This is a genomic window from Mucilaginibacter calamicampi (assembly GCF_042676765.1).
GTDB classification, from domain to species: domain Bacteria; phylum Bacteroidota; class Bacteroidia; order Sphingobacteriales; family Sphingobacteriaceae; genus Mucilaginibacter; species Mucilaginibacter calamicampi.
The window spans coordinates 38414-61175 of record NZ_JBHTHU010000001.1 but is presented as its reverse complement, the minus strand read 5'-3'; the positions used below and the strand labels follow the sequence as shown (position 1 = coordinate 61175).

Below are 22762 nucleotides of genomic sequence, written 5' to 3'. Positions count from 1 at the left end.
TTTTTGTTATACTATAATTACATAATTCCTTACCATGGATAACACATCAAAATTCCCTTTAGTGGTTATCATCGGCGGCGGTTTTGGCGGCCTTGAGGTAGCTAAAAAACTGGCTGATGCCCCTGTAGAAGTATTAATGCTTGATAAGCATAATTATCACACTTTTCAACCGCTGTTATATCAGGTTGCTACAGGCAGCTTAGAAGCAGAATCTATAGCCTTCTCTCTTCGGAAAAACTTCAGCGGGCAAAAAAACTTCAGATTCCGCATTGCCGAAGTATCAGCCATTGATAGCGAAAATAATTTACTGGATACTACAATAGGCCCCATAGCATATGATTATTTAATTATAGCTACGGGATCAACAACCAACTTTTTTGGCAACAAGGAAATTGAACGGTTTGCCATGCCAATGAAGTCAATACCCGAAGCACTTAACCTTAGGTACCTGATTTTGCAAAACCTGGAGGAGGCCGTAAGAACTACCAATAAAGATGATAGAGCTGCCCTGCTTTCGTTTGTTTTGGTTGGAGCAGGCCCTACAGGCGTGGAACTGGCCGGATCGCTTGCAGAGCTTAGAAACCATATTTTAACGAAAGACTACCCCGAACTGCAAAAAGAAGAAATGAAAGTTTACCTGGTTGACTTTTTGCCGAAAGTTTTAGGGCCATTCTCTGACGAAGGATCAAACGCAGCCAAAGAATTTTTAACAGGCATGGGAGTTGAAGTGCTGTTGAATATGAAAGTGGAAAGCTATGACGGTAAAGAGATAAAGTTTGAAGGCGGGAAGAGCATTAAAACCAGGAACGTGATATGGTCTGCCGGTGTGATGGGGGTTGTTCCTGAAGGTTTAAGTAAAGATAATTTAGAGCGAGGCAACAGGATACGTACAGACGGTTCATTACGCCTTAACGGCTACAATAACATATTTGCCATTGGGGATGTGGCGGCAATGATAACAGATAAAACACCCAAGGGCCATCCCGGCGTGGCGCAAGTGGCCATACAACAAGGCCAGCATGCCGCTAAAAATATATTGCATATTTTAAAAGGTCAGCCTACCGAAGTGTTTGAGTATAATGATAAAGGATCATTAGCCACTATAGGGCGCAACAAGGCTATTGCAGATTTAGGGAAACTCAAATTTCAAGGCTTTTTTGCCTGGCTGATATGGATGTTCGTTCACCTTATATCGTTACTGGGTTTTCGTAATAAAATTGTTGTATTTATTAACTGGGTAGGTAGCTATTTTAGCAATAACGGTGGTACGCGGCTTATCATCCGCGGCTTTAAACGCGAAGAACTTTCAAAAAAAGACGAACAGGTATCGGTGCCTGATTAAGAGTGAATAAATAGCGCGCGACGGGTGTCATCCTGAGCTTGCCGAAGGGTTGAGTACAGAGCCCCCCGTATATCCTTCGACAAGCTCAGGATGACAGCACGCTTTTTTATTACTTTATTCTTTTAAACACAGTAGCAGCCAAAGGCGGAACAGTTACGCTAATACTATTTTCCCTCCCGTGCCAGTTTACGCCTTCGCTTTTTACAGCTATGCTGTTCTTTACATCGCTACCCCAAAAACCGGTAGCATCAGAGTTGAATATTTCTTTCCAGTTACCTGCATACGGCACGCCTACCCTGAAATTATGGCGCGTAACAGGTGTCATGTTCAAAACAATTACCAGATCATTAGCTGCATCATTTCCTTTACGGCCAAAAATCATTATTGAGTCGGTCGCGTTGCCGCCATCTATCCATTCAAACCCATCACCTTCAAACTGCCTTTCGTACAAGGCCGGTTCACTTTTATAAAGCGCATTAAGCGCTTTTACAGTTTCTTTTATACCCACGTGATTAGGATACTCCAGTACATGCCATGGCAGCGAATGCTGATAGCTCCATTCTGTGCCCTGGCCAAATTCGCTGCCCATAAACATGAGTTTAGCGCCCGGATGGGTAAACATGTAGCTATATACTAAGCGCAAATTGGCAAACTGCTGCCATTCATCGCCGGGCATTTTACGCAGCATGGAACCTTTGCCATAAACCACCTCATCATGCGAGAAAGGCAGCATAAAGTTTTCAGTAAAGGCGTATATCAAACTAAAAGTTAACTGGTTGTGGTGATATTTTCTGTTGATAGGATCTTCGCCAAAATATTTAATGGTGTCATGCATCCAGCCCATCATCCATTTCATACCGAAACCTAAACCACCTAAAAACACCGGTCTGCTAACCCCGCTGAAAGAGGTTGACTCTTCGGCAATAGTTTGTATATCAGGATAGTGGCTGTAACAGGCCTCGTTGAATTCCTTTAAAAAGGATATCGCTTCCAGGTTTTCATTCCCGCCAAACATGTTGGGTTCCCACTCGCCATGCTTGCGCGAGTAATCCAGGTATAGCATGGATGCCACGGCATCAACGCGTAAACCATCTATATGGTACCTATCCAACCAAAAAATAGCATTGCTTATTAAAAATGAACGTACTTCGTTACGGCCGTAATTGAATATATACGATTTCCAGTCGGGATGAAAGCCCTTGCGAACGTCGGCATGTTCATATAAATGCGTACCATCAAAACGGTACAATGCATGCGCGTCACCGGGGAAGTGTGAAGGCACCCAATCTAAAATAACGCCTATGCCTTCCTGGTGAAAACGTTCTATCAGCTCCATCAACTGCTGAGGTGTACCGTAACGTGATGATGCAGCAAAATATCCGCTCACCTGGTAACCCCAGCTTGGGTAATAAGGATGCTCTGCTATAGGCATAAACTCTACATGCGTAAAGCCCATTTCTTTAACGTAAGGCACCAGCCTGTCTGCTAACTGCTCGTATGTGTAAAAATCGTCAGGGCTTTCTATATTGCGCGCCCAGGAGCCAATATGCACTTCGTAAACCGAATAAGGCTGGGCCAGATTATTATGCTTATGGCGGGTGTACATCCATAACGAGTCATTCCACTCATAATAGGTATCGGCAACTATTGAGCCGGTAAGCGGCGCTACTTCCCAACGCAAAGCGTATGGGTCGCTCTTTTCCAGTTCTTCCCCGCTTGATGACTTAATAAAATATTTATAAACCTCTCCATTGCCCACATTCGGGATAAAACCCTCCCAAATGCCCGAGCCATCCCAACGGACATATAAAGGATGCGACCCCTTATTCCACCCGTTAAAGTTTGCTATAACAGAAATGTATTGCGCGTTAGGTGCCCATACAGCAAAGTAAGTCCCCACAACACCTTTATGCTCTACCACATGCGAGCCAAATTTTTCATACAGCTTATAATGCTTACCCGACTGAAAAAGCGAAACATCAAAATCAGTAAAACGGCTGTAAGGTTCAACGGCTGATAATGGCTGTTGCTGCTCGGGCAGCATTTCCTTTATTGTTTTAGTTGCTTTAGGCTTGGTAGTTTTAGCAGGTGTTGAAGCCGGAATTTCGGTGTCCTTATTAACGGATCTTTTAGCCATATAGAAGCCCTTACGGGAATTAGGAGTTGGAATAATGATCAAATATATCATTATTCAACACTTATGCGAGGCGCATGTTTAGGATAAAAAAAATAACCCCGGTTTTAGCCGGGGTTATTTAAGATCACAGCGCGATCTCTATCTTTTTGAATTTCTTATTGGTCTGAAACTCGAGTACTTTGGTATCGGTAATACTAAACTCGGTAATTACTTTATCATCAGCCGTTATTTTGGTTGGTGTAAATGGCAAACCAAATACATTAAACTGGTAGGTTTCATAACGCGGGGTATAAAGGCCCTCCATACTTTGCTCAATAACAAAGTTGACGGTGCTTCCGTGTACGGCAAATTTCTTTTCAGAATAGATGTCTTGCTCGTAAGCAAAAGTTTCTCCGTAATCCTCAAAGAAGAACGAGTTGGTTTCTACATCGTTGAAATAAACATTTAAGGTTACCTCTTCAATTTCTTTCTCGCCAACATACTGCATCACGGGGTATTCAGGTAAAACCGCGCCTGCCTTAACAAATACAGGTATAGTATCTAACGGTGTCTCCACCTCTACCTCTTTACCGCCTTCAACAACTTCCTGCGTCCAGAAGTTGTACCATTGACCTTTATGCAGGTATACTTTTCTGCTTTTTTGTCCGGGCTCCAGCACAGGGCATACCAATAATTTATCGCCGTATTTAAATTCATCCTGGCGGTAATGGTTGCTAACCTCGCCCTGCTCCTGCATAACTATCGGGCGCAGTATAGGGAAACCATAACGATGATGCTCCCAGAAAGTAGAATAAAAATAAGGCATCAGGCGATATCTCAACTCAATAAACTTGCGGTTAATAGAAGTGTATGGTTCGCCAAAGCTCCAGGGTTCACGCTCCTTGGTATCACCCGCAGAGTGCGCGCGCATAAATGGCGCGAAGGTTCCAATCTGGATCCAGCGGGTAAACAATTCGCCATCCGGCTCGCCGCTAAATCCGCCAATATCAGTACCGCAAAACGGAATGCCTGATATGGATAAACGTTGTAATTGCACATTACCCAATTTTAAATGCTCCCAGGTAGCAACGTTATCACCGGTCCAAACTGACGAGTAGCGCTGAACACCGGAGTACCCCGCGCGTGTTATAGTAAACGGTCGCTTATTCCGCTGGATATTGCGCAGCCCTTCGTAAGTTGCACGCACCATTTGCATACCATAAACATTATGCGCCTTACGGTGCGACCCGCGGTGCCCATCGTATTGATGACGAACATCATCAGGGAAAGTACCTGTGCCAAACACAGCCGGCTCGTTCATATCGTTCCAAACGCCGGCAACTCCTGCTTCAACTAATCCCTTAAACAAGCCCCCCCACCATTCGCGCACTTCAGGATTAGTAAAATCAGGGAACTGACAACGGCCGGGCCAAACATGGCCCTCCATAAAGTAATCATCACTGCGGCGGCAAAAATAGTTTTTCTCTTTTCCTTCTTTAAACACCCAATAATTATCGTCAACACGTATGCCCGGGTCAATAATTACCACTGTTTTAAAGCCATCATCTGATAGTTCCTTCACCATTTTTTTCGGATCAGGAAAATACTTCTTATTCCATGTGAAGCAACGGTAGCCATCCATGTAATCAATGTCCAGATAAAGGGCATCACATGGTATTTTTTGCTCACGGAATGTCTTGGCTATTGCTCTAACCTTAGACTCAGGGTAATAACTCCACCGGCATTGGTGATAGCCAAATGCCCACATCGGCGGCATTGGGTGGGTGCCTGTAAGCAGGTGGTAATTTTTTACCACATCCATCATGTGCGGGCCGTGGATATAATAATATCTCAGTTCACCTCCATCAGCCCAAAAGCTGGTGTGGTCTTTCTGCTCTTTACCAAAGTCAAAATGCGATTTGTAGGTATTATCAAAGAAAATACCATGCGCTATATCTTCATTTACACTTATATAAAAAGGTATGGTACGGTAAATGGGGTCCTGGTTCCATTGGAACGAGTAGGCGTCGGTATTCCAGTTTACAAACCGCTTGCCCCTTAGGTTAAGGTCCGTAGCTTTATCACCTAAGCCAAAAAAGCTTTCCTGCGGAGCGCATGTTTTTGTACAGAACACATAATATCCACCAAAAGAAACATTTTCTTCCCAATGCATAGATATAGCGTCAGAGCTGGTAACGTGATTTTCAGCGTCAGAAAATGATATAAAAAAGTCGCTTTTACGTATGTGGCAGTTTACCGCGTTTGTTGAAACGCGAAACTCTGTTTCGTCTTCAGACAAAGCAAACTCAGTTGTGCTTTGCTCAAGCTTAGGTACGCCGTAGGAGAATTCATCCAAAAACACACCATGCGGTGCAAGCCTAACGCGAATGATCTGATCAGTAACAACTACTACCTCAACCTTAGCATCGCCATCTGTGAAATAGAATTTATTACCCTGCTTGTCGCAGCTGTTGGGCACGCCCAGGTATTTCTTCTGGATGGGTTTTAAGCCAACAATCGGATTATTAATATGCTGAAAATCCTCGTCATCAGCAACTGCCTTATTCAATTCTATTTCCGGATCTGTCTTGTTTTCTTCCATATAACAATTTAAACTGATGCACCTGCCCGCAAATAAAAATAAAAACGGGCAGCCAAAAACCTGTTTCAACAGCTAATAAACGACTTTTATTGCACAATTACCTTATTACCCAACCTAATTATGAGCATAAATTGAAAATTTAAAAACGTTTTAAAAATGAGGCGGTGTTTATGAAAATTTTGCAATTTAGCAGGAAGCGATCTCGTATAAAACTTTGTCTTTAATTATGAATAATAAAAAAAACATCCCTTTTCAGGTAATCAATTGGGATGATATAGAAAAAGTGAATTATCCCGGAGAGAAGGGTAATACCTTCTGGCAAACACTTATTTTTTCCGGCTTACGCGTTAGGATAGTTGAATATTCTAAGGGCTATCTGGCAGACCACTAGTGCCAAAAAGGACACATAGTTTATTGTTTGGAAGGAGAGTTTACCACTGAACTTGCCGATGGAACAAGCTTTAAACTTACTAAAGGGATGAGTTATATCGTATCAGACGAGTTGAGCTCGCATCGGTCTGTAACTGAAAATGCTGTTAAACTTTTAATAGTTGACGGAGATTTCCTCAAATATCAAGCTGAAGATTGATCTGCGGGTATAAGCAACAACAGCATTGCTTATCTTTGCATAAATGATTAAGCCGAACAAAGAACAGGTGTTTTCTATTAACAATGATCTTCAGTTTACCACTGCTGCATTGCAAATATTTAATTATCAGGCTAAAAACTGCAAAGTTTATCACGATTTTATTAAAGGCTTAAAAATAGATCGTAACCAAATATCAAGCGTTAATGAGATACCGTTTTTACCCATCAGCTTTTTTAAAAACCACGCTATAAAAAGCGATACCACTCAGGCCGAAACTATTTTCACCAGTTCGGGCACTACAGGCATGGTTACCAGCCAACACTTCGTAATTGATTTAACCTGGTATGAACAAAGTTTCAGAAAAGCTTTTGAGTTGTTTTATGGCGATATTAAAACCTATACAGTATTAGCTTTATTACCCTCTTACCTGGAAAGAGAGGGCTCGTCGCTTATCTACATGGCTGCTGATCTGATCAAACAATCAGACAACACAGACAGCGGATTTTATTTATATAACCATGATGACCTTTACCGGCAGCTTGTTAAGCAAAGAGAAAATAAAAAACCTACCTTGTTAATAGGCGTAACCTTTGCCTTGCTTGATTTTGTGGAACGGCACAGTATAGATTTCCCCGAATTGATAGTTATGGAAACAGGAGGTATGAAGGGCCGCCGCAAAGAAATGATACGCGAAGAACTGCACAATATTTTATGTAATGGATTTGGTGTTAATGCAATACATTCAGAATACGGCATGACGGAATTATTATCCCAGGCCTACTCAAAAGGCGAGGGGTTTTTTGCATGCCCGCCATGGATGCGTGTAATGATGAGGGACACTAATGACCCATTAAGTTTTGTAACTGAAAATAAAACCGGGGGCATTAATGTAATAGACTTGGCCAATATCAACTCCTGCTCCTTTATTGCTACGCAGGACCTGGGCAGATTAAGCAACAATGCCGAATTTGAAGTATTAGGCCGTTTTGATAACGCTGATATACGGGGCTGCAATTTATTGATAGCGTAAAACTTAATATTATAACTAACAGAATTTGTTATTTTTGCCCACTAAATATTATCATTTATGATGGAGAAATTTTTGAACGATGAGCAGGACCCAAAAGCGGTTGAAAAAGTTTATCTGCGCCTTACCGATCTGTTAACCACGGGCGAAGAGATAATTTACATAGCGGTTCAAAAAAAGCCTCTGGTAAACTTGCTTCCTGATTGCATTGCTATAACCAATAAACGCATTTTATTCTTTACTCCCGCCAATCTGGGTCTTTCAATAAAATTTGTAGATTTTGTTTGGAAAGACATTGTTGATGTACACACTAAAGAAGAAATAATAGGCGCCATATTTAGCGTGCGCACTACCAACGGTGCCGAGATGGGTGTTGATTACCTGCCTAAAGTGCAGGCACGCAAATTATACCAATACGCTCAGGAACGTAAAGAAGCCGAGCGTGAAGCGCGAAGACTACGTGAGCTTGAACAAAAACGTGCAGAATCCGGTTCGGTGCAATTTGAGACACCGTCGCAACCGGTTGCAGCGGCTGCAATCCAGGCATCCCCTGTTGAGCCTGCGCAACCTGTAGCAGCCCCTACCCCAGCGCCTGTTGCTGAGGTATTAAAATCTGATGAACTTACCGAAAAATTAACGAAATTGAAGGTTCTTTTTGAGAACGGATTAATCTCGCAGGAAGAATACAACCACAAAAAGCTGGATTTGTTAAGTGATTTTTAATCACGTTTTAAATACTGAATAAACGGAAAGGGCCGAAATATTTCGGCCCTTTCCGTTTATTTCAATGTGGTTATTCGGCAATTATCAAAAAGTAGTTTTTCTTACCCTTTTGCACCACTAAAAACCTGTCATTAATAAGTGAATCAGCGCTATAGGTAGTTTCTGCCGAAGGGATTTTTATTTTATTGATAGCTACTCCCCCGCCCTGTATCATTTTTTTAGCTTCGCCTTTTGATGGAAAGACAGCCGTATTAGCAGCTAACAGATCTACCGCATTTATACCTTGCCTTATATCGGTTAAAGCCACCTTAAAATTTGGTACGCCTTCAAATAAACCAATAACTTCGTCGCTATTTAACTCATTTAAAAACTCAATACCGGTATTGCCAAACAAAAACTCCGATGATTTTATAGCCTTCTCGTATTCGGTTTCACCGTGCACACGTATGGTAATATCCTTAGCCAAAGCTTTTTGTATCGCCCGCTGATGCGGTGCCGCGTCTTGCTCGGCCTCTAAAGCTTTTATAGCACCCTCATCAAACAGCGTAAATATTCTGATGTATGCCTTCGCGTCGTCGTCGCTGGTGTTTAGCCAAAACTGGTAAAATTTGTATGGCGATGTTTTAGTGGCATCCAGCCAGATATTACCGCCTTCGCTTTTACCGAACTTGGTGCCGTCTGATTTTTTTATCAGTTGCGTGGTAAGCGCAAAAGCTTCGCCGGCACCTTTACGGCGCACCAGCTCTGTACCTGTAACAATATTACCCCACTGATCGCTTCCACCCATTTGTAAAGCGCAATTTTCATGCTTCCACAAATAGTAAAAATCATAACCCTGTACCAGCTGATAAGTAAATTCGGTAAAAGACATGCCGGTTTCGCCCTCCAGCCGTTTCTTTACCGAATCTTTAGCCATCATGTAGTTTACAGTAATATGCTTGCCTACTTCGCGTATAAAATCCAGAAAAGTAAAGTCTTTAAACCAATCGAAATTGTTAACCATCTGGGCACTGTTGGCACCACTGTTAAAGTCGAGGAATTTTTCCAGCTGCGCTTTTATGCCTGCCAGGTTTTTCTCCAGTACATCTTCCGACAATAAATTACGCTCGGCCGATTTACCTGATGGATCGCCCACCATCCCGGTAGCGCCACCAACCAACGCGTATGGCTTGTGCCCCGCGCGTTGAAAATGTATGAGCGTCATAATTTGCGCCAGGCTGCCTACATGCAAAGAGTCGGCAGTAGGGTCAAAACCAATATACCCGGATACCATTCCTTTATTCAGTAATTCCTCAGTTCCGGGCATTATATCATGCAGCATGCCTCGCCAGCGCAGTTCTTCTACAAAATTCATTTTATGTTATTTGAATACCGATAGCTATCGGGACGCCAAAGATAATAGTTTATAAACATTGCCGGTTAAATGAATAACATATAGCTATAAATGGCCCGCAATTGCTATATTTTGTGTAGCTTTAAAGCAGGTCGTACCCGAAGCGCTATCTATGAATTTTTTATCTCATTACTATTTTGACCGCGATGTTACCGATTGTTACCATATATTAGGTACCGTACTGCCTGATCTGCTTAAAAATGCGGATAAAACGATCGTTCTTCACCCCGAAAGCCTTCATCATAATAACAGCCATGTTAACAGCATAATTAAAGGGTGGAACAAACATCTTGAAGTTGACCGCCATTTTCACTCTTCCGATTTTTTTAAGAACCATAGTCACCAATTAAAAAAAGTGCTGTTGCCTGCCATGGACGACTCGCCGGTTAAACCCTTCTTTTTGGGGCATATTGCTATAGAAATCATTCTGGATAGCTTACTGATAACCCATCAAAAAATAAATGTGGATAGCTTTTATGATCATCTTAGCAATTGCCATGAAGATATTATACGAGCGTTTTTTGACCTGGCGGGCCTAAATAACTCCGACTTCTTTTTTAGATATTTTGAGAGGTTTAAAAAAGACAGATACCTGCATACCTATGCCGAAATGCCCCAAATAACTTATGCCTTAAAACGAATTTGCATGCGGATATGGCAGAATCCGTTCACAACAGAACAAGAGCAGGAAATGACCCGGGTAATAAGGGCATACAATACCTCGCTTTTGTCTGATTACCTGTTGATTTTTAATGAAATAGAGGAAAAGCTGATGCCCGATAACGGTAGTTAATAACTATAACATTAATAATATTACATAAAAAGGTAGCAGCTACTCAAAAAAGCCTTAAAATCAACCAATAAACCTCAAATTAAATTTTTTTGAATAGAATTATAGTTCTACCTTTGCAGTCCCAATTAAGGTTGGGAAAAGGAGATAAAAAATTTAATGGCAAAAAAACAAGAAGCAGAAAAAGAATTAAAAGCTAAAGAGGCAGAGCTGGGCACAGCAACTGCTACAGCAGAAAAAGAGACGATTGAATCAGAAGCTGATTCAATATCGATCGAAGACATCAAATCTCAGATCGCTACAGCACCAGACGCAGATTTTGACTGGGACGCTGACGACAAAAAATTTGGTAACTACAGCGACAGTGAGCGCGAAAAAATGGAAAAACTTTATGATGGAACTTTCAGCTCTATCACTAAAGGCGAAATTATTACCGGTACTGTTGTAAATGTTAACAACAAGGATGTAGTATTAAACGTTGGATTTAAATCTGATGGTTTGGTATCTGTCTCTGAATTCCGTGATACACCTGATCTGAAGATCGGTGATCAAGTTGACGTTTTTGTTGAATCACAAGAAGATGCTAACGGACAGTTAGTTCTTTCTCGTAAACGTGCAAAAACTCAAAAATCATGGGAAAAAATTAATTCTGCATTGGATAACGACGAGATCATCACCGGTTTTGTGAAGAGCAGAACTAAAGGTGGTTTGATTGTTGACATAATGGGCGTTGAAGCCTTCTTACCAGGCTCTCAGATCGACATTAAGCCAATTCGTGATTACGATGTTTATGTAGGTAAAACTATGGAATTCAAGGTTGTTAAGATCAACCACGAATTTAAAAACGTTGTGGTATCACACAAAGTGCTTATTGAAGACGACCTGGAAAATCAAAAAACTGAAATTGTTGCCAAACTTGAAAAAGGTCAGGTATTGGAAGGTACAGTTAAAAACATTACAGACTTTGGTGTATTCATTGACTTAGGTGGTGTTGACGGCTTACTACACATTACAGATATATCTTGGGGCCGCATAGAGCATCCACGCGAAGTATTGGCATTAGATCAAAAGATCAACGTTGTTGTTCTTGACTTTGATGACGAGAAAAAACGTATCGCTCTTGGTTTAAAACAATTAACTCCACACCCTTGGCAGTCGCTTGACGAAGGAATCCAAATTGGTTCTAAAGTTAAAGGTCGCATAGTAACCGTTGCTGATTACGGCGCGTTCTTAGAAATTATTCCTGGTGTTGAAGGTTTGATCCACGTGTCAGAAATGTCATGGTCTCAAAACCTGCGTAACCCTCAGGAATTCCTGAAAGTTGGCGACGAGATTGAAGCACAGGTATTGACTTTGGATCGCGACGAGCGCAAAATGTCATTAGGCATTAAGCAATTAACCCCAGATCCTTGGCAAAATGCCGGCGAGAAATACGCTATAGGCACACAACACGTTGCTACAGTTAAAAACATGACCAACTTTGGTGTGTTTGTTGAACTGGAAGACGGAATTGACGGCCTTATCCATATCTCTGATCTTTCATGGTCTAAAAAAGTTAACCACCCTAACGAGTTCACTAAAGTTGGTGAAAAACTGAATGTGGTTGTTTTAGAGTTGGATATAGATAACCGTAAATTAAGCTTAGGCCACAAACAATTAGAAGAAAACCCTTGGGATACTTTTGAAACTATCTTCACTATAGACTCTATACATGAAGGTACTGTGTTAAAAGTAACTGACAAAGGTGCTATAGTTGCTTTACCTTATGGTGTTGAAGGCTTTGTGCCAACCAAACACCTGGTTAAAGAAGATGGCAAAAGCCTTAAAGGTGAAGAAGCTGCCGAATTCAAGATTATTGAATTTAACAAAGACAGCAAACGTATTGTGATATCTCACTCACGTATATGGGAAGAAGCTCGCGCTGAAGCTCGTGTACAAGACTTTGAGAACCGCAAGAAAGAAGCAAAATCTGCAAGCAATGCAGTTAAAAAGGTTAAAGATTCAGTTGAGAAATCAACTTTAGGCGACCTGAGCGTTTTAGCACAGCTAAAAGAGCAAATGGAAGGTGCTGAAACCAAAGCTGCTGCAAAGAAAACTGCTGCTAAAAAAACAGAATCTGAAGAAGAAGCTAACTAAGCTTTAACCATAATTTTTTGCAAGCCCTGTTGAGCAATCAGCAGGGCTTTTTTGTTGGGTATTTTTGTAGATTTGATTAAGCACATTAGCAACCTATTCATGTTTTAAATAATTAAAACGATAAAACTAATCTCCAATCACTATTCAACTAATCACCAAAATAATTACCTTTGCCCAAATCCACCCATACGATGCAAAATCTAACACTGCTCGACGGAAAGAAATTTCAGATAACCATTCAACGTTTGTGTCGTCAGTTAATTGAAAATCATAACGACTTTTCGGGATCAGTTTTAATAGGCATTCAACCACGCGGCATTTATTTAGCCAAGCGGGTTGCTGAAGAATTACGCAAGATATTACCGGAACATAAAATAGAACAAGGCGACCTTGACATCACCTTTTACCGCGATGATTTTCGCAGACGCGAATCGCCGCTATTGCCCAATCAAACCAAAATAGATTTTATTATTGAAGGCAAAAAAGTGATCATGATGGATGATGTACTTTGGACAGGCCGCACCATTCGCGCTGCTATGGATGCCATGCTGGCTTTTGGTCGCCCTGAAAAAATAGAGTTGCTTACCTTAGTTGACCGCCGTTACTCGCGCCATATACCGGTATCGGCTGATTATGTGGGGATAGAAGTAGACTCAATAGCATCGCAAAAAGTAGTGGTGAGCTGGAAAGAAACGGATGGTGAGGATAGGATTGTGTTGTTATCAGAAGCAAAATAAAATGATACCGGATTTCGGATGTTCGATTTCGGAATTAGAGTCGGGCGGTCCAAATCCAAAAATAGTAAAGTCACCCTGAACTTGTTTCAGGATCTCACGCGCGGGCAAGCAGTATGAGGTGCCGAAACAAGTTCGGCATGACGAGGAATAAAAAATTAAAAATTCGAAATCGAACATCCGACATTCGAAATAAAAAATATGGGACTAAGCACAAGGCACTTACTCGGAATAAAGGACTTAAACGAAGCGGACATTCAATTGATATTTGAAACTGCGGATACTTTTAAATCCGTATTAAACCGCCCTATAAAGAAAGTCCCGTCGCTTCGCGATGTAACTATAGCTAACATCTTTTTTGAGAATTCTACCAGAACAAGGCTTTCTTTTGAACTGGCAGAAAAACGCCTCTCTGCCGATGTGGTGAACTTTGCAGCATCTTCATCATCTGTAAGCAAAGGCGAAACATTGATAGACACCGTAAACAACATATTGGCTATGAAGGTTGATATGGTGGTGATGCGTCACCCCTACGCCGGTGCCGGTATCTTTCTGTCAAAACATGTAAAGGCCCAGATAGTAAACGCCGGAGATGGAGCGCATGAGCACCCAACACAGGCCCTGCTTGACGCCTTTTCCATCCGCGAGAAATATGGCGATGTAGCGGGGAAAAAGGTAGTAATAGTTGGCGATATTTTACACTCGCGCGTGGCTTTATCAAACATATTATGCCTTAAACAACTGGGTGCAGAAGTAATGGTGTGCGGCCCTACCACCCTTATGCCAAAATATATTGGTGCACTGGGCGTTAAAGTAGAACACAATTTAATAAAAGCACTTAACTGGTGCGACGTAGCCAACATGCTGCGTATACAATTAGAACGTCAGGATATTAAATACTTCCCATCGCTGCGGGAATACACTATGCTATACGGTTTGAACAAGCAAATACTCAACTCGCTGGATAAAGAGATAACCGTAATGCATCCGGGCCCAATTAACCGCGGTGTTGAAATAACCAGCGACGTGGCAGACAGCAAGCAATCTATTATACTTGACCAGGTTGAAAACGGCGTGGCAATTCGTATGGCAGTGCTGTATCTGCTGGCCGGGCAAACTCCTGCTCAATAACTATGGCAATGAAACGATTGGTGTTGTTATTGCTGCTTTGTTGTGGGTTACAATATCAGGGTCTGGCCCAAAATCGTCAGTTACAAAAAACAGATTCGGTTTTAACGCTGATAAAGCAAAAATTCGCGTTAAAAAACGCAAATGAATTATACGCCTTAGCCGGCGATAAATTGCATGCAGCCTTAACCCCGCTTGCATTCAAACAGGTTTGCGAACAACAGTTGTTCCCTTTGGGCAATATCAAATCAGCTACGCTAATTAGTTTCCAAAACAACAACCTGGCTACTTACAAACTTCAATTTGACGCAGTTACCATGCAATTTTTATTAAGCCTTGACCAGTTTGATAAAATAGAGGTATTTCTTTTTCAACCCTTTAAAGACACTTCAGTAAAAAAAATATTAAAAGCTGCTACTGATAACAAATTAGCCACACTTGCTGATAAAAAGGTTGACAGCGTTGCCCGGGAGTATATACAAAAAGCCAATACCGTTGGCTTAAGCATTGGGGTAATAAAAAACGGAACACTTAATATTTACAACTACGGCGAAACCACTAAGGGTAATAGCAAGCTACCTACCGGTAATACCATTTTCGAAATTGCATCTATAACCAAAACGTTTACAGCCGCGCTGCTGGCCTGGTATGTAAACGAGGGTAAAGCCCAATTAAATGACCCCATAACAAAGTATCTGCCGGACTCTGTAGCAGCCAATCCTCAGTTAAAAAACGTTACCCTTCTTTCGCTGAGTAATCATACCTCCGGTTTGGCGCGCATGCCCGAAAATTACAGCGCGCAAGTGCCTTATGACAGGGGAAACCCTTATAAAAATTATAACAGGCAGCTATTGTTTAGTTATTTAAAGCGCTGCAGGCTTAATACCGATCCAGGTAAAACCTATGCCTATTCTAACCTGGGAGCCGGTTTATTAGGTGTAATATTAGAAAAGATTAGTGGCAGATCTTATGATCAAATGGTGCAGGAAATTATTTGCGCTCCATTGATGATGAAAAATACAGGGCAGCACCTTTCGCGCATACAAAACGACCGGTTTACATCTGTATACAGCGAGAATGGCGAATTAACCCCGGCCTGGGATTTTGATGCTTTGGCGGCCCTCGGGTCCCTGCGATCATCATTAAGCGATCTGGCTAATTATGTAAAAGCAAACCTTGCCGGCGATGGCAACAAACTGTCTAAAGCGTTTGAACTAACGCATCAAATCACTTATAAAAATTCAGACACGGCAATTGGCCTGGGCTGGCATATTATAAAGGTTGCGGGTGCTGATTATACTTTCCATAACGGCGGCACCTATGGCAGCAGCAGCTTCTTAGCTTTTAATACCGAAAAGAAACTGGCGGTGATAGTACTATCAAACGCTGCCGAGAGCACAGATGCCCTGGGCGCAGCTCTGATAAAAAAACTGCAATAAATTAAATCGTTAAGCTATCGCCCACTTTATATACCGGGTTAAACTTAATGCCGTGTTTCTCGAAATGTTTTTCATAGGCAGCGTAGCGCTGTTCAATAAAAAAATCTTTAGCGTAACCATCGTGCACAGGTAAAATCTGTTTAGGTTGCAGCTTATCTGCAAATTCTGTTATGCGCAGTTCGTTGGTAAATGGGGCCATTGTTACCATTATTAGCAGCTCAATTCCTTTACATTTCAGTAATGCATCCTCCATGGAGTCAACCGGATGCAGTACCTTATCGTTTATTATAAAACCTGTCATTTGCGGCAGCGGGTTATCCAGTATCAATTCGTGCTTTACGGTTTTTGCTTGTAGTTTAAACGGACCAAGGTTGTATGTCCCGTCGTTCCAAATGGTATGTGTCAGGCCTGCTTTAGTCAATGCCTCACCCACCTGCGCGTTGGTGTAAACAGGCGCATTATTCAGCGCTAAAATCTGATCGAGAATACCAATATCCAGATGATCCGGATGAATATGTGTAATGATAATGCCGTCGACATCAGCAAACATTCCGGGCGTTACCAAACCTTCAGCGAAACTGAATTTTCCGGGATCAAACAACAGCTTGTAGCCATCCAGCTCAAACACTAAGCAGGAGTGCAGGTATTTTGAGATCTTCATGTAATCAAAGATAAGGGCTAAATTTTATCTTTATGCCGAATACAGATAAACCCATGAAACTTAACCATATTAACTTAGTAGTACGTGATGTTGAAAATACCGTAAAGCTATTTGAGACGCATTTTAGCTTTAGGTGCCAAGCTATTAAAGGCGATAATGCCATAGCCATTTTAAATGGCGCGGACGGTTTTATCCTTGTTATTATGAAAAACAAAATGGGCATTGTTAATTATCCCGATGCATTTCACATCGGTTTTATATTAGCAAGTGAAGAAGAAGTTATAAAGTGTTATGAAGGTTTAAAAAATGGTGGCATTGATGTTGGAAAAGGGCCCGGCAAAATAAGAGACACTTTTGGATTTTACTTCAACTTTGACAGCTTAATGATAGAAGTGGGTTATAATAGCTGAATTAGATCACTCACCTGTTCAATCGTCGCCGCCTGGTCTTCATCTACCTTGCCAAACCCATACGCTGCAAATATAAAGGGCACACCGGCTCCAACAGCGGCGTTATAGTCGCCCATGGTATCGCCAACGTATACAGGCGCTTTAAGGCCATGGTCGTTCACTATATCCTTTATGTTATCAGCTTTAGGCATATTTTTAGTGCCGTAGCATTGGTGACCCAGAAAGTATTTTTCTAACCCGCTGGTTTTAAAGAAAACCTCTATATATCCGCTTTGGCAATTGCTAACTATATACAATTTGTATTTGGCTGATAAGTACTTTAAGGTTTCCTCTAAAGCCGGATATAACTGCCCGCCCTTTGTATGCAAAATTTCCAGCTCGTACTTTGCTGCGATGGCTTTGTACTCCTCGCGCTTTTCATCTGTAAGATACGGGAACAGTTTCTCAAAAATGGCTTTATAGGTCATGCCCGTAATGCCTTTTACCATGTCGGCAGTTACATCTTCGTTTATAAAATCAACCTGTTCTTTGGCTGCCTGCCATGCTTCGGCAACAACGCCGGTGCTGTCCCAAAGGGTGCCATCCAAATCAAAAATTATGCTGTCGTATGTGTTTTTTAAAGAAGTGCTCATCAGCGGCAAAAGTAGGATTTTATTTTGGCGCCATTGTCATTTTCGGGTTACTAAAACCACCTGCATTTCTGTCAACTCTTTGCTCCTCGTTTTCTTATTTAAAAAACCAATTTTCAACCTGCTTATCCAATATCTTTCAAAGCTTTTAAGCGGTTTAATTTGCCAGCCCTTGCTGATAAGCGTGTTGATATATGCTTTAGAACCAAACAGAATAACCTCTTTTGCATGTATTGCAACCGCAGGTGCCGAAACTGTTTCGGCCTCACCATCAATATAAAACTCAAATGGTGTGGTCATATCCTCATTTACCTGTATCACCGGGAAATGCTGGGGGTTGTGCTCATTGATCCACATAGCCGCTTCACTGCCTGCCTGGTATTTTAACAATGACGGGTAAAAAACCTCATTAAGATACAGGTTAACAATGAACGATATCATCACGGTACGGATAATGGCCTGGGATATAACGCCATTGCTAATGCGTTGCGGCAACAAAAAAGAGAATAAGAATATCACCCCTAAAAAGAAGCCTGTAACAAATGTTAGTGTTTCCGGCTGGTAGAAATAGTGCAGCGCCGCTATTATTAACAGTAACAACGCGAAAACAATGGCCTGTGTTATTTTAACCGCCTTAACGCTGGCGGACATTTTTACATTATACAGGTACTGCGCTGTAATTATGGCGAAGAACGGGAATACAATGTTTAAATAATGCGGCAATTGAAAACTTGATGCCGAAAAAAGCAGGAAGGTTAGCATGGCCCCACTAATGCAATACCACTCCGTGCGGAATATCATGCGGCTTCCTTTTTTTACAAACTGAAACAAGGCCGCAAATAACAATAACGACCAAGGCAAAAAAGCCCACAGCGCGGTATGCACAAAAAAGAAAGGATCGCCGTGGCCCTTAATTGGCCCGGTGTTAAAAAACCGCCCGAACTGGCTATCCCAGAAAAAAAACTTTACACCTGATACATGATGTGAATTGAACACCAGCTTTTCGGGATGCGCGTCAAACTGTACATAGAGGCAATATAACTCCGGCAGGATGAATATCAGGATACAAACAGCGGCTATAAGCCACTTTAAATTGAAAAGCTGCTTCCATTGCCTGGTAATAAACAAATGCCCGCCCAGGGCTCCGCAAATGGGCACCAGCGCAAAAAGGCCCTTCGTCATAACAGCGCAGGCGGCAAAAATGCAGCCCAATACCAGTTGCGCGTAGTTTCCTTTTTGGGCGCGGTATAAATGATATACCGAGGCGATGATCAATCCGGTTAAATAAGGTTCTGCACGTACATCATTGTTAGAAAGCACTATATGTTGTGCGGTTAACAGTATCAGCACAGACCATAAGGCAATCTGCGTATTGTATAACCTTTTGGCAAACAGGTAAGTGTACCCTGCTCCCATCAGCATAAAAAGTATAGCGGGCAGCTTATAAGCAAATGTGGTAAAGCCTAATAGCTTAAAAGAGAAGGCCGTTATCCAAAAAGGAAAATGGGGTTTATCCAGCCAGTCGGTACCATTGTAAAACAGCTCAATGTAGTTATTGCGCTGTACCATGGCTTTGGCAATAGTGGCATACAGTGTGCCGTCTGTCCCCATAATTGGAATATATAATCCGGTCAGGTTGATAAGCACGGCAACACCTATAAAAAGGTACAGCCATTGTTTATCAATTGCAGGGTTGGGGTGGTTCATTATTAACCAAAGGTAATAGTTTATGCTACTTTTTGGCGGTACTTAACAAACGATATCCCACCAATTCATCCCAGCGGGCACTTGGGGGGCGGTAATAAATCAGTACCTGATATTCGTTTTCTGTTTCAAAGTGGCTGCCTTCTATGGGTACATCGTCGGCCTTGCCCGCGTTATCTACCCAGGTGTACTCATAATCATAAACACCTTGTTTTAGCAATTGCTTACCAATATACCTTCCTACGCTTGTATCAAACTCCATCTTGCTGCGGCCGTCAATGCGGTAATCATTAAATTTTCCTATTATGTGCACGGCACCTTGTGGCGGTAAATTACCAGGGGCCAGGCTAAAATAAACGTACGTATAATCACCGTCTCTGCGGGCATCATTGCCGTCCTGATTAAGGATAAAAAAACGGCCATCGTTGTCAAACTCAAATAAATAATCGGGGCTGTTGCGTACCGGCTCAGTAAGCAATACTATAGAATAAGCAGTATCCCGGTAGATACGCGCTATGCGTTGCGAGTTAAGTTTTAGCGTGCGCGTATCAAAACGTCTGAACTCGTTGCGCCCGGCAAAATTATTTATGCTGATATCGTTATAGATCAACTGACCATTGCGCACATAAGTTGGGGCAATATTGGTCTGTGTGGTCTCGCCGCGCTCGTTTTGCGTTACTACTACCCGCATGTCCGAATTAGGATTCTGCACAACCAGGCCGCCATAATTAACCTGCACATTAACTTTCTGACCGGTTTGCCTTAGCTGGACAAGATTGGGTGTAACTACATCAGCAGCTACAGAAACGCGGCTACCCAAAACATAAAAACGGCGCGTAAATACCATTTTATTCTGGTCGCCATCCTCGTAAACCTTCAGCACATAATTGCCTGATATTTTGGGTTTGATGTTGTCATTCGGAAATTTCAACTCATAATGCGTGTATTTACGCATGGTATTGGTGGAATATTGGTAGTCGATAATACGATCATCCTGGTAACTCTGCATGTAAAATCCCGCCGAAAGGTTGGATGAGTTCCATTTATTATCGCAATGCTCAATAGTATAATAATAATTACGATAGCTCCCGCGCAGATCGTCAAATGTTATCAGCAACTGGTCGGCCGTGTTTAAATTGATGACTGGGAAGGAGCCCACTTTTGAGGTATTATAAAACTCGACGCTTTTTATGGCGGGGTTAAATACGTTGTTAATGTATGGTGTCTGAGCGAAGGTGTTTATGCTGATAAAAAGCAATAACAGAAGGGTTATTTTCCTCATATTACAATATTAACGAAAAACAAGATAAGTCATGCTGAACTTGTTTCAGCATCCCACTTGCTCGGCAAACGTTCATGTCCTGTGGGGTGCCGAAATAAATTCGGCATGACGCAAGAGTTAAGGACGCTTATCCCTCCAGCTCCATTATCTGCTCCGCCAAAGTTTCCCATTGTTGCTGCATTTGCTTCAACTCCGTTTGCTTTTGCGAATAGGCGGCGTTGGTTTCTTTAAGTTTAGCGCTGTCGTTATATATTGTTGAGTCGGCCAGTTTAGCTTCAAAATCCTTAACGGCTTTCTCTAAGACAGCTATATGTTCTTCCATTTTAGAAAGATCCTGGTTCAACTTTCTTAGCTGCTGATGTTTATTTTCTGATGACTGTTGCTTAACCGGCTCGGCCTTTTTCTCTTCTTTTTTAGGAGCAGGTGTTGGCACAGCGGCTTTGGGTTCTAACTTGCGTTTGGCGTTCCACTCATCATACTCTGCATATGTACCCGGATATTGCTTGATCTTTTGATCTTCAATAAACCAGATCTTATTGGCTACGTTATCCAGAAAATACCTGTCGTGCGATACTACTATCACCGTACCCTCATACTGCTGCAATGCCTGTATCAATATATTAACAGATGCCATGTCCAGGTGATTGGTAGGCTCATCAAGTACTAAAAAGTTAGCATCGGCAGTTAAGGCCTTAGCCAATGCCACGCGCGATTTCTCGCCGCCCGAAAGCACTTTGATCTTTTTGAAAACATCGTCACCTGTAAAAAGGAATGATCCTAATATGGAGCGTAATTCTGTATCAGTATGTTTTGGTGCAAAGGCCTGCAGTTCCTGCAAGATCTGGTTTTCCAGATGCAGCGACTCCAATTGGTGCTGCGCAAAGAAGGTTTGGGTAACGTTGTGCCCTGCAATTGCTGTTCCCTTAAATTCTTTATCAGCACCTGCTACAATGCGCAACAGGGTTGATTTACCCTTACCATTGGCACCTATCAGCGCAATTTTATCGCCTTTTTCAATTATCGCCTCGGCATCATCCAAAATATCTATTGCAGGGTATTTTTTAGTGATATGCTCCAGAGTGCTTACATGCCTGCCGGATTGCTTGCTAAATTTAAAGCTGAAGTTAACTTCAGGATTATCATCATCAACATCATCAACCCGCTCCAACTTATCCAGCATTTTTATACGCGACTGCGCCATTTTTGCTTTGGATGCCTTGGCACGGAAACGCTCAATCAAACGCTCTTCCTGTTTTATTTTAGACTGCTGGTTTTTAAACTCGCCACGCTGTATCTCGGCGCGCAGTGCTTTTTCCTCTAAATAAAAGGTATAGTTACCCGCGTAAACAGTCAGTTTGCCCTTGCGCGATTCTACTGTACGGTTAATAACCTTATCTAAAAACCACCTGTCGTGCGATACAATGATGATAGCGCCGGTAAATGCTTTCAAATAATCTTCCAGCCATTGTATTGAGGGTAAGTCCAAGTGGTTGGTAGGCTCATCCAGTAACAAAATATCGGGTGCCTGCAATAGTATCTTGGCCAGCATTACCCGCATACGCCACCCGCCCGAAAAGGTGCTTAGCTTACGCTGGCAATCTGCCTCGCTAAAACCTAAACCCGCTAATATCTCGTGTGCTTTGTATTCAATATTATAGCCATCCAACGCTTCAAACTCGTGTTGCTTGTCGCTTAGCTTATGCAGAATGTCTTCGGTATATTCAGTTTCAAGTTTTTTCAGCAAAACTTCTATCTCATCATGCAGCTGATTTTGGCGCTCAAAAGCTTCCATGGCCACGTGCACAATGTTTTTATCAGACGAATAGGATAACAGATCCTGGTTAAGGTAACCCATGGTAAGGTCCTTAGCCATTGATATGGTGCCCGATGTTGGCTTATAATCCCCTACTATTATTTTTAAAAGTGTGGTTTTCCCGGTTCCGTTAGCACCAATCAGTCCAATTTTTTCTCCGGGTTTAATGTGCCAGTTGGCCTCATCATACAACGCCCGCGCACCTATCTCGAACGTTAAATTATTTATCGCGATCATTTGGCCG

General features: G+C 42.0%; 18 protein-coding genes and 1 pseudogene. 11 read left to right on the top strand and 8 right to left on the bottom strand.

The window, feature by feature from the left end; genetic code table 11:
* The first annotated feature begins 34 nt into the window (after positions 1 to 34).
* Positions 35 to 1342 carry an NAD(P)/FAD-dependent oxidoreductase gene (locus ACFQZS_RS00275; RefSeq protein WP_377095933.1) on the top strand — a complete coding sequence of 436 codons (1308 nt, stop codon included), beginning with the start codon at positions 35 to 37 and terminating at the stop codon, positions 1340 to 1342.
* A gap of 109 nt (positions 1343 to 1451) precedes the next feature.
* Here the strand turns inward: ACFQZS_RS00275 and glgB are convergent, their stop codons facing one another.
* Together glgB and ACFQZS_RS00265 are read right to left on the bottom strand one after the other, a co-directional pair.
* Entirely contained in the window at positions 1452 to 3386 is a 1935-nt protein-coding gene (gene glgB / locus ACFQZS_RS00270; RefSeq protein WP_377097545.1) for a 1,4-alpha-glucan branching protein GlgB, read from the bottom strand.
* Positions 3387 to 3603: 217 nt separating this feature from the next.
* Complete coding sequence (locus ACFQZS_RS00265; protein WP_377095930.1) at positions 3604 to 6060, bottom strand: glycoside hydrolase family 31 protein; 2457 nt, start codon at positions 6058 to 6060, stop codon at positions 3604 to 3606.
* 226 nt (positions 6061 to 6286) lie between these two features.
* Between ACFQZS_RS00265 and ACFQZS_RS00260 the strand changes: the two genes are divergently transcribed.
* The 4 genes and pseudogenes from ACFQZS_RS00260 to ACFQZS_RS00245 all read left to right on the top strand — a co-directional run bounded on the left by ACFQZS_RS00260 (position 6287) and on the right by ACFQZS_RS00245 (position 8399).
* The gene (locus ACFQZS_RS00260; protein WP_377095928.1) at positions 6287 to 6451 is read left to right on the top strand and encodes a hypothetical protein; all 165 of its coding nucleotides are present in this window, start codon (positions 6287 to 6289) and stop codon (positions 6449 to 6451) included.
* A gap of 12 nt (positions 6452 to 6463) precedes the next feature.
* A pseudogene (locus ACFQZS_RS00255) lies at positions 6464 to 6649 on the top strand (hypothetical protein); the annotation flags it as partial.
* Between the two features lie 43 nt (positions 6650 to 6692).
* Positions 6693 to 7679, top strand: a complete 987-nt coding sequence (locus ACFQZS_RS00250; protein ID WP_377095925.1) for a LuxE/PaaK family acyltransferase — start codon at positions 6693 to 6695, stop codon at positions 7677 to 7679.
* Between the two features lie 57 nt (positions 7680 to 7736).
* Positions 7737 to 8399 carry a PH domain-containing protein gene (locus ACFQZS_RS00245; protein ID WP_377095922.1) on the top strand — a complete coding sequence of 221 codons (663 nt, stop codon included), beginning with the start codon at positions 7737 to 7739 and terminating at the stop codon, positions 8397 to 8399.
* A gap of 70 nt (positions 8400 to 8469) precedes the next feature.
* On the opposite strand, the gene tyrS is transcribed toward ACFQZS_RS00245, so the two are convergent.
* Complete coding sequence (tyrS, locus tag ACFQZS_RS00240; RefSeq protein ID WP_377095919.1) at positions 8470 to 9753, bottom strand: tyrosine--tRNA ligase; 1284 nt, start codon at positions 9751 to 9753, stop codon at positions 8470 to 8472.
* Between the two features lie 151 nt (positions 9754 to 9904).
* On the opposite strand from tyrS, the gene ACFQZS_RS00235 reads away from it, so the two are divergent.
* The 5 genes from ACFQZS_RS00235 to ACFQZS_RS00215 all read left to right on the top strand — a co-directional run bounded on the left by ACFQZS_RS00235 (position 9905) and on the right by ACFQZS_RS00215 (position 16019).
* Positions 9905 to 10585 carry a hypothetical protein gene (locus ACFQZS_RS00235; RefSeq protein WP_377095917.1) on the top strand — a complete coding sequence of 227 codons (681 nt, stop codon included), beginning with the start codon at positions 9905 to 9907 and terminating at the stop codon, positions 10583 to 10585.
* A 156-nt stretch (positions 10586 to 10741) separates the two neighbouring features.
* Entirely contained in the window at positions 10742 to 12718 is a 1977-nt protein-coding gene (gene rpsA, locus ACFQZS_RS00230) for a 30S ribosomal protein S1 (RefSeq protein WP_377095914.1), read from the top strand.
* 191 nt (positions 12719 to 12909) lie between these two features.
* On the top strand, positions 12910 to 13455 hold the full coding sequence (gene pyrR, locus ACFQZS_RS00225) for a bifunctional pyr operon transcriptional regulator/uracil phosphoribosyltransferase PyrR (protein ID WP_377095911.1): 546 nt from the start codon (positions 12910 to 12912) through the stop codon (positions 13453 to 13455).
* 198 nt (positions 13456 to 13653) lie between these two features.
* Entirely contained in the window at positions 13654 to 14583 is a 930-nt protein-coding gene (locus ACFQZS_RS00220; protein ID WP_377095909.1) for an aspartate carbamoyltransferase catalytic subunit, read from the top strand.
* An 8-nt stretch (positions 14584 to 14591) separates the two neighbouring features.
* Positions 14592 to 16019, top strand: coding sequence for a serine hydrolase domain-containing protein (locus ACFQZS_RS00215; RefSeq protein ID WP_377095906.1), 1428 nt, complete (start codon positions 14592 to 14594; stop codon positions 16017 to 16019).
* A 1-nt stretch (position 16020) separates the two neighbouring features.
* Here ACFQZS_RS00215 and ACFQZS_RS00210 read toward each other — a convergent pair whose 3' ends face one another.
* On the bottom strand, positions 16021 to 16680 hold the full coding sequence (locus ACFQZS_RS00210) for an MBL fold metallo-hydrolase (RefSeq protein ID WP_377095903.1): 660 nt from the start codon (positions 16678 to 16680) through the stop codon (positions 16021 to 16023).
* Between the two features lie 53 nt (positions 16681 to 16733).
* On the opposite strand from ACFQZS_RS00210, the gene ACFQZS_RS00205 reads away from it, so the two are divergent.
* Complete coding sequence (locus ACFQZS_RS00205) at positions 16734 to 17090, top strand: VOC family protein (RefSeq protein WP_377095900.1); 357 nt, start codon at positions 16734 to 16736, stop codon at positions 17088 to 17090.
* Here ACFQZS_RS00205 and ACFQZS_RS00200 read toward each other — a convergent pair.
* The 4 genes from ACFQZS_RS00200 to ACFQZS_RS00185 form a co-directional block, all read right to left on the bottom strand.
* The gene (locus ACFQZS_RS00200) at positions 17078 to 17722 is read right to left on the bottom strand and encodes an HAD family hydrolase (RefSeq protein ID WP_377095897.1); all 645 of its coding nucleotides are present in this window, start codon (positions 17720 to 17722) and stop codon (positions 17078 to 17080) included. The two genes, ACFQZS_RS00205 and ACFQZS_RS00200, sit on opposite strands and share 13 nt — an antisense overlap.
* Positions 17723 to 17758: 36 nt before the next feature.
* Entirely contained in the window at positions 17759 to 19426 is a 1668-nt protein-coding gene (locus tag ACFQZS_RS00195) for an ArnT family glycosyltransferase (RefSeq protein WP_377095894.1), read from the bottom strand.
* A gap of 25 nt (positions 19427 to 19451) precedes the next feature.
* Positions 19452 to 20705: a type IX secretion system plug protein gene (locus tag ACFQZS_RS00190; RefSeq protein ID WP_377095891.1), complete on the bottom strand. Its 1254-nt coding sequence runs from the start codon at positions 20703 to 20705 to the stop codon at positions 19452 to 19454.
* Between the two features lie 127 nt (positions 20706 to 20832).
* Positions 20833 to 22755, bottom strand: a complete 1923-nt coding sequence (locus ACFQZS_RS00185) for an ABC-F family ATP-binding cassette domain-containing protein (RefSeq protein WP_377095888.1) — start codon at positions 22753 to 22755, stop codon at positions 20833 to 20835.
* Positions 22756 to 22762 lie beyond the last annotated feature (7 nt).

Bases quoted from the DNA above. Each gene is read 5' to 3' on its own strand.
- ACFQZS_RS00275 (WP_377095933.1), top strand. From the start codon at position 35: ATGGATAACACATCAAAATTCCCTTTAGTGGTTATCATCGGCGGCGGT.
- ACFQZS_RS00265 (WP_377095930.1), bottom strand. From the start codon at position 6,060: ATGGAAGAAAACAAGACAGATCCGGAAATAGAATTGAATAAGGCAGTT.
- ACFQZS_RS00210 (WP_377095903.1), bottom strand. From the start codon at position 16,680: ATGAAGATCTCAAAATACCTGCACTCCTGCTTAGTGTTTGAGCTGGAT.
- ACFQZS_RS00245 (WP_377095922.1), top strand. From the start codon at position 7,737: ATGATGGAGAAATTTTTGAACGATGAGCAGGACCCAAAAGCGGTTGAA.
- rpsA (WP_377095914.1), top strand. From the start codon at position 10,742: ATGGCAAAAAAACAAGAAGCAGAAAAAGAATTAAAAGCTAAAGAGGCA.
- ACFQZS_RS00250 (WP_377095925.1), top strand. From the start codon at position 6,693: ATGATTAAGCCGAACAAAGAACAGGTGTTTTCTATTAACAATGATCTT.
- ACFQZS_RS00220 (WP_377095909.1), top strand. From the start codon at position 13,654: ATGGGACTAAGCACAAGGCACTTACTCGGAATAAAGGACTTAAACGAA.
- ACFQZS_RS00235 (WP_377095917.1), top strand. From the start codon at position 9,905: ATGAATTTTTTATCTCATTACTATTTTGACCGCGATGTTACCGATTGT.
- pyrR (WP_377095911.1), top strand. From the start codon at position 12,910: ATGCAAAATCTAACACTGCTCGACGGAAAGAAATTTCAGATAACCATT.
- ACFQZS_RS00200 (WP_377095897.1), bottom strand. From the start codon at position 17,722: ATGAGCACTTCTTTAAAAAACACATACGACAGCATAATTTTTGATTTG.
- ACFQZS_RS00215 (WP_377095906.1), top strand. From the start codon at position 14,592: ATGAAACGATTGGTGTTGTTATTGCTGCTTTGTTGTGGGTTACAATAT.
- ACFQZS_RS00185 (WP_377095888.1), bottom strand. From the start codon at position 22,755: ATGATCGCGATAAATAATTTAACGTTCGAGATAGGTGCGCGGGCGTTG.
- glgB (WP_377097545.1), bottom strand. From the start codon at position 3,386: ATGCTGCCCGAGCAGCAACAGCCATTATCAGCCGTTGAACCTTACAGC.
- ACFQZS_RS00195 (WP_377095894.1), bottom strand. From the start codon at position 19,426: ATGAACCACCCCAACCCTGCAATTGATAAACAATGGCTGTACCTTTTT.
- tyrS (WP_377095919.1), bottom strand. From the start codon at position 9,753: ATGAATTTTGTAGAAGAACTGCGCTGGCGAGGCATGCTGCATGATATA.
- ACFQZS_RS00205 (WP_377095900.1), top strand. From the start codon at position 16,734: ATGAAACTTAACCATATTAACTTAGTAGTACGTGATGTTGAAAATACC.
- ACFQZS_RS00190 (WP_377095891.1), bottom strand. From the start codon at position 20,705: ATGAGGAAAATAACCCTTCTGTTATTGCTTTTTATCAGCATAAACACC.
- ACFQZS_RS00260 (WP_377095928.1), top strand. From the start codon at position 6,287: ATGAATAATAAAAAAAACATCCCTTTTCAGGTAATCAATTGGGATGAT.